General features: G+C 37.0%; 15 protein-coding genes and 1 pseudogene. 4 read left to right on the top strand and 12 right to left on the bottom strand.

What is annotated here, in order from left to right:
* Positions 1–98 precede the first annotated feature (98 nt).
* Positions 99–1,358 (top strand): dicarboxylate/amino acid:cation symporter, encoded by a 1,260-nt coding sequence (locus ACOZBY_RS07480; protein ID WP_012295229.1) that lies wholly within the window; start codon positions 99–101, stop codon positions 1,356–1,358.
* 66 nt (positions 1,359–1,424) lie between these two features.
* Here the strand turns inward: ACOZBY_RS07480 and ACOZBY_RS07475 are convergent, their stop codons facing one another.
* Positions 1,425–1,688, bottom strand: coding sequence for a hypothetical protein (locus ACOZBY_RS07475; RefSeq protein WP_051890904.1), 264 nt, complete (start codon positions 1,686–1,688; stop codon positions 1,425–1,427).
* Between the two features lie 54 nt (positions 1,689–1,742).
* On the opposite strand from ACOZBY_RS07475, the gene ACOZBY_RS07470 reads away from it, so the two are divergent.
* Positions 1,743–2,279: a tubby C-terminal domain-like protein gene (locus tag ACOZBY_RS07470; protein WP_012295231.1), complete on the top strand. Its 537-nt coding sequence runs from the start codon at positions 1,743–1,745 to the stop codon at positions 2,277–2,279.
* 66 nt (positions 2,280–2,345) lie between these two features.
* Here ACOZBY_RS07470 and ACOZBY_RS07465 read toward each other — a convergent pair whose 3' ends face one another.
* On the bottom strand, positions 2,346–2,969 hold the full coding sequence (locus ACOZBY_RS07465; RefSeq protein WP_012295232.1) for a hypothetical protein: 624 nt from the start codon (positions 2,967–2,969) through the stop codon (positions 2,346–2,348).
* Between the two features lie 229 nt (positions 2,970–3,198).
* On the opposite strand from ACOZBY_RS07465, the gene ACOZBY_RS07460 reads away from it, so the two are divergent.
* Positions 3,199–3,378 (top strand): hypothetical protein, encoded by a 180-nt coding sequence (locus ACOZBY_RS07460; protein WP_012295233.1) that lies wholly within the window; start codon positions 3,199–3,201, stop codon positions 3,376–3,378.
* 137 nt (positions 3,379–3,515) lie between these two features.
* Here ACOZBY_RS07460 and ACOZBY_RS07455 read toward each other — a convergent pair whose 3' ends face one another.
* The 7 genes from ACOZBY_RS07455 to ACOZBY_RS07425 form a co-directional block, all read right to left on the bottom strand.
* Positions 3,516–4,841, bottom strand: coding sequence for a purine-cytosine permease family protein (locus ACOZBY_RS07455; RefSeq protein ID WP_036216906.1), 1,326 nt, complete (start codon positions 4,839–4,841; stop codon positions 3,516–3,518).
* 58 nt (positions 4,842–4,899) lie between these two features.
* A complete protein-coding gene (locus tag ACOZBY_RS07450; protein WP_036216908.1) occupies positions 4,900–5,217 on the bottom strand; it encodes a cupin domain-containing protein in 318 nt (105 codons plus the stop codon).
* 3 nt (positions 5,218–5,220) lie between these two features.
* On the bottom strand, positions 5,221–6,975 hold the full coding sequence (locus ACOZBY_RS07445; RefSeq protein ID WP_198695408.1) for a hydantoinase B/oxoprolinase family protein: 1,755 nt from the start codon (positions 6,973–6,975) through the stop codon (positions 5,221–5,223).
* Entirely contained in the window at positions 6,975–9,017 is a 2,043-nt protein-coding gene (locus tag ACOZBY_RS07440) for a hydantoinase/oxoprolinase family protein (RefSeq protein WP_036216920.1), read from the bottom strand. Before ACOZBY_RS07440 ends, ACOZBY_RS07445 begins: the two co-directional genes overlap by 1 nt.
* A gap of 26 nt (positions 9,018–9,043) precedes the next feature.
* On the bottom strand, positions 9,044–9,589 hold the full coding sequence (locus tag ACOZBY_RS07435; RefSeq protein WP_422761911.1) for a helix-turn-helix domain-containing protein: 546 nt from the start codon (positions 9,587–9,589) through the stop codon (positions 9,044–9,046).
* Positions 9,590–9,840: 251 nt separating this feature from the next.
* Positions 9,841–10,380 (bottom strand): NADPH-dependent FMN reductase, encoded by a 540-nt coding sequence (locus tag ACOZBY_RS07430; RefSeq protein ID WP_422761909.1) that lies wholly within the window; start codon positions 10,378–10,380, stop codon positions 9,841–9,843.
* Positions 10,381–10,605: 225 nt separating this feature from the next.
* Positions 10,606–10,854, bottom strand: a complete 249-nt coding sequence (locus ACOZBY_RS07425; protein WP_012295235.1) for a DUF2164 domain-containing protein — start codon at positions 10,852–10,854, stop codon at positions 10,606–10,608.
* Between the two features lie 126 nt (positions 10,855–10,980).
* Here ACOZBY_RS07425 and ACOZBY_RS07420 point away from each other — a divergent pair.
* Positions 10,981–11,260 (top strand): annotated as a pseudogene (locus ACOZBY_RS07420) (IS3 family transposase); the annotation flags it as partial.
* 59 nt (positions 11,261–11,319) lie between these two features.
* Here the strand turns inward: ACOZBY_RS07420 and ACOZBY_RS07415 are convergent.
* Genes ACOZBY_RS07415 through ACOZBY_RS07405 form a run of 3 tightly spaced genes read right to left on the bottom strand, consistent with a single transcriptional unit; the run spans position 11,320 to position 13,374 of the window.
* Positions 11,320–11,544: a hypothetical protein gene (locus tag ACOZBY_RS07415; protein ID WP_012295236.1), complete on the bottom strand. Its 225-nt coding sequence runs from the start codon at positions 11,542–11,544 to the stop codon at positions 11,320–11,322.
* A 15-nt stretch (positions 11,545–11,559) separates the two neighbouring features.
* Positions 11,560–12,681 (bottom strand): Nif3-like dinuclear metal center hexameric protein, encoded by a 1,122-nt coding sequence (locus ACOZBY_RS07410; RefSeq protein ID WP_031417021.1) that lies wholly within the window; start codon positions 12,679–12,681, stop codon positions 11,560–11,562.
* The gene (locus ACOZBY_RS07405; protein WP_031417022.1) at positions 12,682–13,374 is read right to left on the bottom strand and encodes a tRNA (adenine(22)-N(1))-methyltransferase; all 693 of its coding nucleotides are present in this window, start codon (positions 13,372–13,374) and stop codon (positions 12,682–12,684) included.
* Between the last annotated feature and the right edge of the window lie 80 nt (positions 13,375–13,454).

Below are 13,454 nucleotides of genomic sequence, written 5' to 3'. Positions count from 1 at the left end.
CATTACGGTCATAAAAACTATTGTCGGAAAATTTCAGCTATGATAACGACATGAAAGCGTTCACACAATCTTCATAGATGTTGTAGGGGGAGAATTATATGCGTATAAATTTCAAAAACTTAACAGTACAAGTATTGATTGCTATTGTACTAGGAATTATAGTAGGTGCTACGTTCCCAGAATTTGGAGCAAAGCTAAAAATATTAGCGGATATATTTATTAAACTTATTAAAATGTTAATAGCACCAATTATCTTCTTAACAGTTGTAATTGGAATTGGTAGTATGGGAGATGTCAAAAAGGTAGGGAAAATTGGGGGAAAAGCCTTAATCTATTTTGAAATTGTTTCCACATTTGCCTTAGCGATTGGACTTATAGTTGTCAATATTGTAAAACCAGGTAAAGGTTTTAATACGGAAGCTGCCAATGGAGCAGATGTCTCTCAATATACAGACGCGGCGGCGGCAGAGCACGGTCTGGGTGCATTTATTATGCAAATTATCCCTGATAATGTTGTGGGTGCTCTCGCAAATGGTGAATTATTACCTGTCTTATTCTCAGCCGTATTATTTGGTTTAGCAGCAGCAGCGATTGGAGAACCAGCTAAACCAGTTATTAAATTTTTTGAGCAAGTTGCGGATATCTTCTTTAAAATCGTTAATATGGTCATGAAAGTTTCTCCTATTGGCGCATTTGGTGCCATGAGTTATACAATCGGAAACTTTGGACTTAAATCTCTTGGCAACTTAGGATTTTTAATGCTATCCGTCTATATCACAATGTTTATTTTTATCGTTGTTATTATAGGGGCCATTACACGCTACTTTGGATTTAGTATTTTTAAATTTATTAAATACATTAAAGATGAAATTTTCATCGTGATTGGTACATCTTCTTCTGAATCAGCATTGCCTTCCATGATGCGTAAATTAGAAAACTACGGCTGTTCTAAACAAGTTGTGGGACTAGTTATACCAACAGGTTATTCGTTTAACTTAGATGGAACATCCATATACTTATCGATGGCAGCTATATTTATTGCCCAAGCTTACGGGGTTGATTTAGATATTTGGCATCAAATCACATTACTAGCCATTCTAATGCTTACATCTAAAGGGGCTGCTGGCGTAACCGGCTCTGGGTTTATCACACTTGCTGCTACATTAGCGGCATTCCCGATGATTCCCGTAGAAGGGATTGCATTATTAATCGGGGTTGACCGATTCATGTCCGAAGCCCGAGCTGTTACCAATCTAATTGGTAATGGTGTGGCGACAGTGGTCGTTTCAAAAATGGAGAAGGAATTTGACACAGAGCAGGAAAAGCGGGCTCTCTCAGGTCAAATCGCGCAATCTTAAATAGTTAAAAAGGCTACTGAAAGCGAGATACTTGTCTCTCTTTAGTAGCCTTTATATAGTCCATTTTTAGAAATTCATAGACACCACCATTTCCTTGCATATAGGTATGGTCATCATGCTAAAATAAGCAACTAATTCGTGTTTTGTTGTGACAGCAAAAATAGAATTCCCTCTTATATTCGTATTGAGAAATGCTTGTAAATCCTCCTGATCAGCCTTCATATCATAGAAAGAATAGTCGCCATTATAATGCCAGTTATAGGCAATATCTTCTGCTTGTTCTTGTGTAATTGTTTGAAATCGATAGTTCAAAACTTCCCCTTCTGTCATTTTGTGAAACCTCCTGGATGACCTACTCGTATATATAATGAATGGAGGTTCTTTATGGCAACATTTACACTTACCTATCCAAAGGGCTTTAAAAGCTTTTCCGCTATTCCAATTATGAATGAACACAACGAAACAGTGTGTATGCTTCAAAAAGTAGAACGTTCTTCTACTGGAAAAGTTTTAAACGCCGTATTATTAGTCGCGACACAGCAAACTTTACCCTATCGTTATGAAACACGTACAACTCTAGGTGCCCCGCTTTTTCAAGTACAATCTACTCTATTAACAAAAGGGGTTAGTCATCAGCTCGTTATGCCTGATGGTAGCATCATACCGATTGTCCGAAAAACAGTTCAATTATTAGAATCCTCTTACACCTTTACAATGGACAACTTGGCATTTCGTTTTGAGAAGGATTTTACTTCTACCGCCTATTTATATTGTAATGATGTGAAAATTGCGAGTGCAAGCCCAATAGAGACTGAGCTCATACGGACGGGACTTATGTTTAAACTTTTCCAAGCTGACGACATGCACTTTGTTGCACTACTGGCAACACTCTATCAAGCTCTATTTGCCATGAATAATTAATGTAGATTCCCATAAATAAATTACCTAGCAAAAAGGAAGGCATCTAGATTATAGTCTCGATGCTTTTCAATTAATTTTTTCTCGTTCCTCATTTAGTATATGAATGATATAGGAATCACTTTGATTCACATTTGTTTGGACAATCTTTTTTACTGCCCCTTCCATCTTAGTCGCTAATTGAAGTGCCTCCTCATTGTCACCATTTATAGTTGTTTGAATCGTAATGGTTGTACGATTCTCTAGTATTAAGTATTCATATACATCAAATGCCTGTAACCCTTTAATTAAATCTTCGATTAATAGATTAATATCATTGCCTATCGTTTTATTACCATCGAGCAAAGTAGTAAATTCCCATCTTTCAAAAACAATGGAATAATCCTTTAATGCCGAAGTTTTTAAAGCGCTTTTAGCAATAGCCTCCATGTCTTTTTTAACCGACTGTACATACTCTTCTCCTCCTACAATTTGGATGACCAATTCCTTGTCCGCAGTTGTTTTAACATCAATACCAACGTATTTTTCAAGGAGCTTATCTTTCAATAGTGATAAACTCAGCTCTTCTTTCGTAATAATTGGACCTTTCTCGATATTCGCTTCCACAGGCTTGCCATCTACATATTTATTAAACAGGATGATGATCGCGATAATGACCAGCATTAATCCTGTAACGACTCCAATCCGTTTCACATGAAATCCCCCCTGTTAGGAAGGTATGAACTCTGCAAATACAATATTCACCGTTTTCTATCACTGTTTTATAGTTACTATGCTATGGACCATTTCTGGTATTGCTAAATTTCTCTCACATATTCCGGAACACGAAATAAATTTGCTATGTTTTGTCCTTTCTGTGTCATGATTCTAAAATAGGAGTACACTAAAGGGGTAGTAATTCTATATTTTTGGAGGGTTTTATATGGATGCAAAAGCAGCGGAAATTAAAAATATTATGACCTTGAATCTACTCGTACAAATTTTAAAAGAACGTGGCATTATGACGGATAAGGAATTAAAGGAACGTCTCTCAAATACGGTCAAGCTATCCTCTATGGATGCAGATTTGAAAGAAAAGGTTATCGAAGAAATCGAACATTAATAGGAATGATCCAAACAAAAACAACCGCTTCCATGCTGTGAATATAGCTGAAAGCGGCTGTCTTATAATCCATGTATTTGATGTTAAGGTAATAATTACTCAAGGAAAAACTTCAACCAATAGCTTTAAACGTATATCTAATTTGTAAGATTGTTTCCTGTAAATTGATCTGGGGCCACTTGTTTCTTTACTTTCATTGCGATTAAATAAACCACGATCGAAACAAATAAAGATAGTACTGAAGGTAAGCCCATTGGATTTACATATTGAAAATAGTACCCAATCATAACAGCTGCAACAACTGCAATCGTAGCCATCCAATTCCATCCTTTTATTTCAACCCATTGTTTTTTACGGATGAAAAAGAAGTCTGCAAACATAACACCTGCTATTGCTGGATAAAGCAAAGCCGTTAAATACAGGAAGTCTGTAAAGTAATCTAGAATGCCCATTAAAGCAATGATTATGGCAATTATCGTACCAATAAATGTGAGTAACGCACGACCCTTACCTGATGTCACATTTAAAACATTGGCTAACGCTAATCCCATACTGTAATTGTTAACCAATTGAGATGTCCAAGTAGCTAACCATAAGATGAGGAAACCCCAAACTGGAAAACCTAAATTCATCATAACATTTACGATATCTGGCTCTCCCACACCCACAGACATGATAGCTCCTACAATAAATAGAGGGAATCCAATTAAAACTATCCCACTTGGAATAATAAAATTGTCTTTCCAAGTCGGCTTTGCATAACGGGTGTAGTCAGAAGCAATTACCCATTGTGACACATTGACACCAATTACAAGACTAATAGCTGCCATTATGGTCATCGATGGTTCAGGACTCCAAGATGTGATAGTCTGCCAGCCTGTATTTTTTAATGCTAAATAAATACCACCAACAATTAACAATAAACCCGACGGTACTGCTAAATAATCTGTCCACTTCATTGAACCATAGCCAATAATTGAAGGTGCAGCAAAAAGAAGACCTGCCACTGTCGTAACTATTGCCCAAGCTAGCCAGTCGTGTTTATAATCAATCCCAAACATGGCAGCAATGGCATTCCCAGCAACAGCCGTTTGTAATGCCCACCAGCCAAGTGAAACAATAAATATTGTCAATCCAACTATTAACTTAGCTTGAACCGTTCCAAAGCTTGTTTTAGCAATTACTGAAGAAGGTAGTCCGGTTTTAGCTCCGATATATCCTTGTAATGCATTACCAAGCCATTGAAAAACAAATAAAGCAATAATCAAAATTAAAAATACCTTACCTAATCCGAAACTAGCTGATAAACTTGCTCCAACCATTAAAACAGGAATCGTAAATTCAAGCCCTCCAAATATCATCGTTGGTGTAATCCAATGTTGGCGATCATTCTCTGGTATTGGTGTTAATGCAGGATCTTTCCCAAGCATAGATGTTTTTTCTGTGTTGACTTCATTTTTCATTTACCTAACCTCCCTTACTGTATGTGTTCATTCATAGCTTGTTTCCTATTAAATCTCTTTATCTTATATCTAATAACGCATAGATCAGTTCAACCATTTCATCACTATCATTTTTACACCAATGAGGTTCTCCAGCAGGAATATAGGAAGCTTCCCCTTGTGAAATTCGGTAATTTTCCCCACCCGATTCACCTGTTAAAGTACCTTTTACAATAAAGGAGTACTCATTTTCTAAATGAGAGGTTGTCCCTTCTAGTGGTAATCGCTCCCCTGGTTTTATTTTGACAAAGCCAAATTTTATTTGGCTATTGTTGTATTTGTCTTGAAATAGGTTCTGTTGAACAATATCTCTCTGTGACACTTCTTTAATAATCATAGGTTATTCTCCCTTTACCACGTGATTTCTTTCTGGCATTTCTTCAAAACTGTAGTCTGACTCATCTACAAGAACATGAAAAATAGTTTCTGCTTCTTTTTTTGAAAAATAGCCATTTTTCACATCATGCGCTACCTGTTCCGCTGTACGTTTAAGTGGATTTCCATAGCCTCCACCCGTACCAGTCATTAATTGAACCACATCATTTTTATTTAGTTTATACCTTGGATAGACACCGAACGGTCCATCCACCTGGCCATTCGCTTTTTTTACATAAAATTCATTCGGCGAGCCTTCATGTCCATTGTCAATCCCCCATGGTAAAAATTTATTCCTACCAAAGGTCACAGTTACTGCTTGATTATCCGTCATGGCTCTATAGGATCTGATTACTCCTTTACCGCCAATGTATTCTCCTGCGCCTGCTCCATTTCTATCTTCTCTTAAACAATATTCATCAATTAACACACCGTAGCGAGTTTCTGCTACCTCAATTGGCACATTATACGTTTCCCCATCCGAAAAACAGAATTGACCAGAGGCTCCATCAGCATCGTTTCCACCACCCCATCCACCTACAGATGGTTCAACAATTAAAAAAGGCTCTCCTGTATCATGATGTGTACCACTTAACGTTACAGCACAAACGGATAAAAATTGACCAGCAGTTAATCGACTCGGTATATGCGGTGCCAAAGCTTTCCATACTAAATCCAAGCTACCAAGCAAGGTCTCAAAATAATTGGACACAGGTACTGGTCTTTCCGCGGACATAATTGATTGAGGATCAACAATTATTTTTAATGGTCTAAACACACCATCATTTACATCCTGCGCTGGATTTGTAATAGCTAAGAAAATTGCACGTACAGCTGATGCTAAACCTGTATAGGAACAATTCATTGGTCCAGGTACTTGAGGAGAACTTCCTCTAAAATCACAAATAAATTCATCGTCTGATATTGTCACTTTCACTTTTATTGGAAATGGTCCGTTACCAATCCCATCTGTATCAATAAAATCTTCAGCGTAAAATTCTCCTTTAGGTAAGCTTGCAAGCTCCTGCTTGGCCATTGCTTCTCCATGATCTAAATGATATTCAATTGCTGCCAATATTGTAGCTAAAGTGTATTTATCACACAGTTCCCTTACTCGTTTTTCTCCTGTTCGAAGAGCTGCAACTTGTGCAAACATATCTCCTAAAGATAAATCTGGGAACCGCACATTTGAACGTATTATTTCAACAATTGCTTCATTCAATTTACCTTCGTCATAAAGTTTGATACATGAAAACTGTAGCCCTTCTTGAAATATATCAACAGAATCATTAGTAAATGAACCTGGATCCTTCCCTCCAACTTCTGTCCAATGAGCTTTATTAGCTGAAAAAGCAATTAATTGACCTTTATAAAAAATTGGCATTACGAGTCCAACATCTGAAAGGTGTGAACCACCCCCTTGATAAGGGTCATTAATTATAATGATATCTCCTTCTTTTAATTTATCTCCTGGATATTTTTTTAATGTTTCTTTTACCATAAATGTAAGCATGCCGATAAAACCTGTCACACCATTACCCTGAGTTAATAAATTACCTTCTGAATCTGTTAAGCCACTCGCATAATCCAGCACTTCATAAATAATGGGACTCATTGAAGTTCGTGCTAAAGCTACAAACATTTCATCTCCTGCAGATAGCAGCGCATCTTTCACAATTTCTAAAGTAAATGGATCAATATGTGGATTAATTGCAGTCATTACGCTTCCTCCTTCTCAATGACAATATTTCCATAAACATCTATATAGAGTGATTGATTATAATAAATGACGGTAGCTGCAGCTCTTTCTTCCACAATAGCAGGACCATTTATCTTCATTTCAATAGGTAAAAGTTCACGATCATATATATTTGTTTTAACCCAGCCATCATTTTCAAAATAAACATTGCGTTGTTCTATTAATGCATCTTGTAAGTTAGTTTGACGCTCAATCGTTTTTAATTTAGGTTTACCAACCTTCCCAAAGGCCGTCACATGAATATTAACGATTTCTGTCTCCGCTTCTGGTAGTTTAAATGTAAAATTCTTTTCATGTAATAAATTAAAATCTGCAATTGCTTTTTCTAACACTCGTTGATTCCATTCACCGCCCTCTACAGGTACCTTTACAGTATGCTCCTGGCCTAGATAACGCATATCTGCATAGCGTTGGAAAAATACATTACCTTGATCCATGCCTTCTTCCTGGAAGTGTTGGAATGCCTGACGTTCAATATTTACCCATATTGAATTCATTTTTGTTAAATCAAGATCATTCATACGTTTAATGTATGTTTGAATATAATCATGACGTAAATCTGTCATGAGCATCCCCCATGCGGAAAACACTGGTGAAGCAATTGGAATAATAACCTTTTTAACACCTAATTCCAAAGCTAAAGCAGGTGCATGCATGGAACCTCCACCACCAAATGCAATCATGGTAAAGTCTTGAGGGTTATGACCTTTACGAATAGAAATCAACTTTAGAGTATTTAACATATTGGAATTTGCAATACGAATAATTCCCAGTGCAGCTTCTTCAGCAGACATATGAAAATGTTTCCCAATTTTTTCTTCAACTGCATTTTTTACATTGTTTAAATTCACCTCATAATCAAAGTTCTTTGGTGATAATCTACCAGTTAATAAATTTGCATCCGTTGTAGTCGGCTCTGTTCCACCTTGGCCATATGCAACTGGACCTGGTCGAGCACCCGCTGACTGAGGCCCTACTTTTAATGAACCTGCACCATCAATCCATGCAATGGAACCTCCACCGTTACCAATCTCAACAATATCAACAACTGGTGTTTTAATTGGATAACCTGCACGTCGAGTATCTTTTTCGATATAGTAATCTGTAGAAACTTTTACTTCGCCATTTTCAATCAATGAACATTTTGCTGTTGTTCCACCAATGTCGAAAGCAATAATATTTTGTTCTCCTAGTAATTCACCGAGTACCGCTGCACCTAAAATACCAGCAACTGGACCTGATTCTACCATATTAATTGGTAAACGCTTCGCATTATCAAATTTAGTTGTACCACCATTTGACTGCATAATATAACTTTGCTCTATAACAATAGTATCTTGTAATTTTTGTTCAAGTCTATCAATATAAGTTGTTGCAGTTGGTTGTACATAAGCATTTAAAACTGCTGTATTAGTGCGTTCATATTCACGCCACTCTTGTGTAATTTCACTGGAAGCGGTTACCTGAACTTCTGGCCACAATTCCTTTATTTTTTCTACAGCTGCTTTTTCATGCTCGTTATTAACATAGGAGTGTAAAAAAGAAATTGCAATGGCCTCAACCTTTTCCTTCTTAAAATATTCAACTATTTCTTCTAGTTCATTAATTTCTAGAGCTGCTAATACTTGTCCCTTATAATTAAGTCTTTCAGTTACTTCTCTGCGTAAATATCGTTCTACAAATGGCTGTGGTTTTTGATATTTAACATTAAATAAATCAGGTCGATTTCCACGGGCAATTTCCAACACATCCCTAAACCCCTTAGTTGTAATTAGACCCGTTTTTGCTCCTTTGCGCTCAGTTAAAGCATTGATAATAACTGTTGTGCCATGGATAAACATTTCTAAATGCTGTTGATCCACTCCACTTTTCTTAATAACATCAATGACTCCTTGTTCAAAATTTGGAGGAGTTGTATTACTTTTTTCATAGCCGAAGTTTCCATGTTCATCAACATATACTAAATCTGTGAATGTACCCCCAATATCTGTTGCTACTCTCATTTCATCCACCCAACCTTCCACTTTTTTTAGAAAATCACTGGCGTTAACACACTTAAAACAATACTTTCTTCATTCAGAGGATTTTCCCATGAATGTGGAACTTCAGAAGGATAATGAATTGTTTCACCTTCTCTAAGAAAATATTCTTGCCCATCAACCTTAAATAGGACAGCACCCTTTAATACGTAATAAAACTCTTCCCCTGGATGACTCGATTCTTGGTTTTTATCCATTTGACCTGGGGCCAGCTTCACAAGCAACGGTTCAAGATTTCTTCCACTAAAAAGTCCATTAAGTCGTGTATATTCTATTGAGGATGCTTCTAATTTAAATGGTTTGCGATCAGTTTCTTTTACAACATACGTATTATTTGAATCAGACTCGAAAAAGTAGGTGATTGGAACTCCAAATGCATCAGCTATTTTTTTTAGAGATGTAATAGCCAGTGAAGATGACCCCCTTTCTATTTGCGAAAGAAAACTAATCGATAAGTTTGTTTTTTCACTTAAATTCTTTAATGTCATGCCTTGATCAATTCTTGTTTTTTTTATGGTTTGATGAATTTCTGACAAATTGCCACCTCTTTTTTTGACTACACTATATTTATTTGAAGTATTAGTGTATTTTTTTTAATAGTATCATATAATTTTTTAAATTAAAAGAATATTTAAAATTTTCTTTAAATAAAAAAAATCCATCAACTGTTCTCTTACTAATGTAAAAGGACAATTAATGGAGAAATTTAGTCTGTTGATTTTTTACTGATAAGCTTACATTTTATAAAAAAACAATATGCACATACAAAGTGCATATTGCCTCAAAATTAAGAACGAATTGTTTTTAAAGCTGTTGACCAAGGAATTAGCTGATCTAACATTTGATGGACGGAATCTGCCTGCACCACTTTTGGCTTAAAGACCGAGCCGTTTTCAAAATCAGTAAATAAAGATAAAGCAGGATGAACTCGCACATCAGCAACTAGTAATTCTCCTAGAATTCCTCGTAAATGCTCCGCAGCACGTGCTCCTCCAACTGAACCGTAGGAAACGATACCTGCGGCTTTATTGTTCCATTCTACTCGTAAAAAGTCTAATGCATTTTTTAGTGCACCTGTGATTGAATGGTTATACTCAGCCACAATAAAGACAAAGCCGTCACATGCGGCTACTTTCTCTGACCATATAGCTACTCCAGAAGTATCTCCTCCCGGCTCACCAAGAAACGGTAATTTAAAATCAGCGATATCAATTATTTCATATTCCGCATCACGACGTTTTTCAGCAACTTCCTTTACCCACGCTCCAACTTGTGGGCTAACACGACCTTCTCGCGTACTTCCTAAAATAATACCGATTTTTAACATATGATCCTCCTCGTTTTCCCATTCATTTTGTGTGAATCATCGTCATTCCCTGTACGCCAAACAACACTCGTAACCATTTTGGTCAGGTACATACAGTATTATTCATGACCTTTATGTTGTAGTCGCTAGTAATATTTCGAATTAAATAATCTTTAATTCAAAATTAAATTACCATATTTCTTTATTTTCTGTCAATTATTAAAATTTGAGGCTTTTTTTACTAGCTTACTTTAATTTAATGGGCTGCTCCAGTGCCTCTAATTCTTCTTCCATGGAGGTAAATTGTCTTTCCACTACATATTTTGCGTCAGATACTGCTGCGTTATAAATATATGGGGCGATATTTTCCTTGATAAAATCTAACACACGTTCTGCTTCAAATTCAGTAATATCTTCATCACGATGAGTATAGAAAAATCGCTGAATATCAGCTAGAATCATTTCTTGCTGCTCTTTAGATAAACGAATAAACAAGGCCTATCTCTCCATTTCTACTAATTGATTTCATGCTCATCTTATCATTTTCTATCTATTCTTTGCATACAAAAAGGCTGAACACTACCTAGTGAACTGACCCCCTTCGGGTTAGCAAGGTTATCTTTACACAGCTATCAGGGGTCGGTTTATACTTCAGCAGCGTACCAACAAGCAATCCAAGCAAAGGGCATTACCATGAGCATGTCCTGTAAAGGAACGCCCGCTGATAATCCCCCCATTGAATCGTTTCATGCGACACTCAAAGCAGAAACGTTTTATCTCGACAGATTAACTCGAACTACAACGCATTGTAGTTCAAACCGTAAGAGATTATAACAATACTCAAATTCAATTGAAATTAAACAACCAGTCTCCAATTAATGATCGGAAACTGGTTGGGTGATGCTTTTTTGAGACTGTCTTACTTATGAGGTTCAGTCCCTAGTAATGTTCAACCTTTTATTATTGTTTACATTCAAATGAATAACTCGTGGAAAGGAAGTTTTTTTCCTTTGATATAATGGCTTGACCGCCATCATCTTCACATTGTTCGGTCATGGCATCCATTTTCTTTTCATTCATCATATTCGTCATAATCGTCATGCCTATACCAAAAACAGCGATAAATAAACCGATTATAATCCACAGTTTACCAGCCTTATTGCCAGCAGGTCTTTCATTAGTCACATCTATTCCCCTCGCTTACACAAATAAAAATGGTTCTGTATTGATTGTTGATTGTACAAATTCAACCTCATATTTTTTATCCGCACATAGCTTCGTCATTTTTTCCGCTACTCCTGCAATCATCACTTTTTCGACATGATGACCTGGATCGACAATTTGCAGATCTATTGCTTGGGCATCCTGTGCTGTATGGAAGTACATATCTCCCGTTAAAAAAACATCTGCCCCTGCACGTTTTGCTGCATAAATATATTTATTACCATCTCCACCAACCAGTGCAATCTTCTTAATCTTTGACTGTAAATCACCTACGACACGAACCGCTGGAACCTGTAGCTGCTGCTTCACGTACTCTGCGAATTGTTGTAAGGTCATTTCCTTAGATAAGTAACCTACACGCCCTAATCCCATACTATTCGTTTGCTGATCAAGACGAATTACATCATAGGCTGGCTCTTCATAAGGATGGCTAATAAGCATGGCCTTTAAAACGCGGTTTTTGATGGATTCAGGAAATACGACTTCTACCTTAACTTCCTCTTCAACATGTAATTCACCAATAGTGCCAACGAATGGATTTGCACCTGCTAACGCCCGGAAACGCCCTTCTCCGGCAGTTGTATAACTACATGCTTCATATTCTCCAATGCGCCCTGCTCCAGCCTTTGCTAGCGTCTCGCGTAAATCCTCAGCATTTGCAGACGGGATAAAAACAGCAAGCTTTAAAAGATGTTCTGAGTAAGTTTCTTCTAGTATCGTACGGTCCTGTAGCTGAAGGGCATCTGCAAGTAAATCATTGACTCCACCTTCAGCTACATCTAAATTTGTATGCGCCGCATAAACAGCGATATCATGTTTTATAAGCTTTTCATATAATCGCCCTGCTGGATGGTCTGTACGAATATTTGCGAGACGTCTAAAAATAGGAGGATGATGAGCAATGATTAGCTCACATCCTTTTTCAATGGCCTCATTCGCAACAGCTTCATTGACATCTAAAGTGACTAATACTTTGCTAACAGGTTTATTGAGTGTACCAATCGCTAAACCAATAGGATCATTCTCCATGCAAGCCAGTTTTTTAGGTGACCATGATTCGAACACTTGAATAATTTCTTGACCGTTTACCGTCTTCATTTACAAAACTCCTTCTACTAATTGAATAAGAGCCAATAACTCTGCACGTTTTTCTTCAATTTCAGGTGTTTGTTCTGCATCTTTTATGGATAGTAATACACGTTGCCAATTTTCTTTTTCACGCGTCCATTTTTTTACAAACGCTGGTGCTTTACGTGTGCTTAGTTTTGGACCAAATAAAATCTCTGCTGTCGAAAGCTCCATTTGTGCCCTTTGCAACACAAGAATTTCATAGATTTTATCATCTTCCTCTAAAATCTCTTCATCGAGAATAGCCCAATTATGTGCTAAAGCCCATTCACGGATCACCTTGGCATGAATATTGGGTTGTAAAATAAGACGTGTAACACCTTGCAGCTTTTCAGGATGCTTCTCTAAAATAGAGACAATTAAGGGACCGCCCATTCCTGCAATCGTTACTGTATCCACATGGTCAGTTAATTCTATTGCGGCTAATCCATCTGCGAGACGTACCGTAATTTCATGGTGTAATCCTTCTTTTTGTACTTGTCCCACTGCGGATTCATAGGGCCCAGCTACTACCTCCCCAGCTATCGCTGAAGAAGCTACTCCTTGATGAATTAAATAGCAGGGTAGATAGGCATGGTCACTACCTATATCCGCTACTACCGCTCCTGTGGGAACAAATTTTGCTACAGTTTCTAATCGTTTCGAAAGTTTTTGTGCGTTCATTTTATACCGCCTACCTTAAATAGAGTCCATTACTAGTATGGAGGATGTCGTGAAAAAAAACAAATGGAGTTGTCTCACAA

This window comes from Lysinibacillus sp. NPDC056220, from assembly GCF_049315265.1.
GTDB classification, from domain to species: domain Bacteria; phylum Bacillota; class Bacilli; order Bacillales_A; family Planococcaceae; genus Lysinibacillus; species Lysinibacillus pinottii.
Note: the sequence above shows the minus strand (reverse complement) of the source record. Positions and strands in the feature narration are given on the sequence as shown.

Coding starts and splice junctions, on each gene's coding strand:
- ACOZBY_RS07430 (WP_422761909.1), bottom strand. CDS start 10,380: ATGTTAAAAATCGGTATTATTTTAGGAAGTACGCGAGAAGGTCGTGTT.
- ACOZBY_RS07470 (WP_012295231.1), top strand. CDS start 1,743: ATGGCAACATTTACACTTACCTATCCAAAGGGCTTTAAAAGCTTTTCC.
- ACOZBY_RS07445 (WP_198695408.1), bottom strand. CDS start 6,975: ATGACTGCAATTAATCCACATATTGATCCATTTACTTTAGAAATTGTG.
- ACOZBY_RS07460 (WP_012295233.1), top strand. CDS start 3,199: ATGGATGCAAAAGCAGCGGAAATTAAAAATATTATGACCTTGAATCTA.
- ACOZBY_RS07480 (WP_012295229.1), top strand. CDS start 99: ATGCGTATAAATTTCAAAAACTTAACAGTACAAGTATTGATTGCTATT.
- ACOZBY_RS07410 (WP_031417021.1), bottom strand. CDS start 12,681: ATGAAGACGGTAAACGGTCAAGAAATTATTCAAGTGTTCGAATCATGG.
- ACOZBY_RS07475 (WP_051890904.1), bottom strand. CDS start 1,688: ATGACAGAAGGGGAAGTTTTGAACTATCGATTTCAAACAATTACACAA.
- ACOZBY_RS07455 (WP_036216906.1), bottom strand. CDS start 4,841: ATGAAAAATGAAGTCAACACAGAAAAAACATCTATGCTTGGGAAAGAT.
- ACOZBY_RS07405 (WP_031417022.1), bottom strand. CDS start 13,374: ATGAACGCACAAAAACTTTCGAAACGATTAGAAACTGTAGCAAAATTT.
- ACOZBY_RS07450 (WP_036216908.1), bottom strand. CDS start 5,217: ATGATTATTAAAGAAGTGTCACAGAGAGATATTGTTCAACAGAACCTA.
- ACOZBY_RS07440 (WP_036216920.1), bottom strand. CDS start 9,017: ATGAGAGTAGCAACAGATATTGGGGGTACATTCACAGATTTAGTATAT.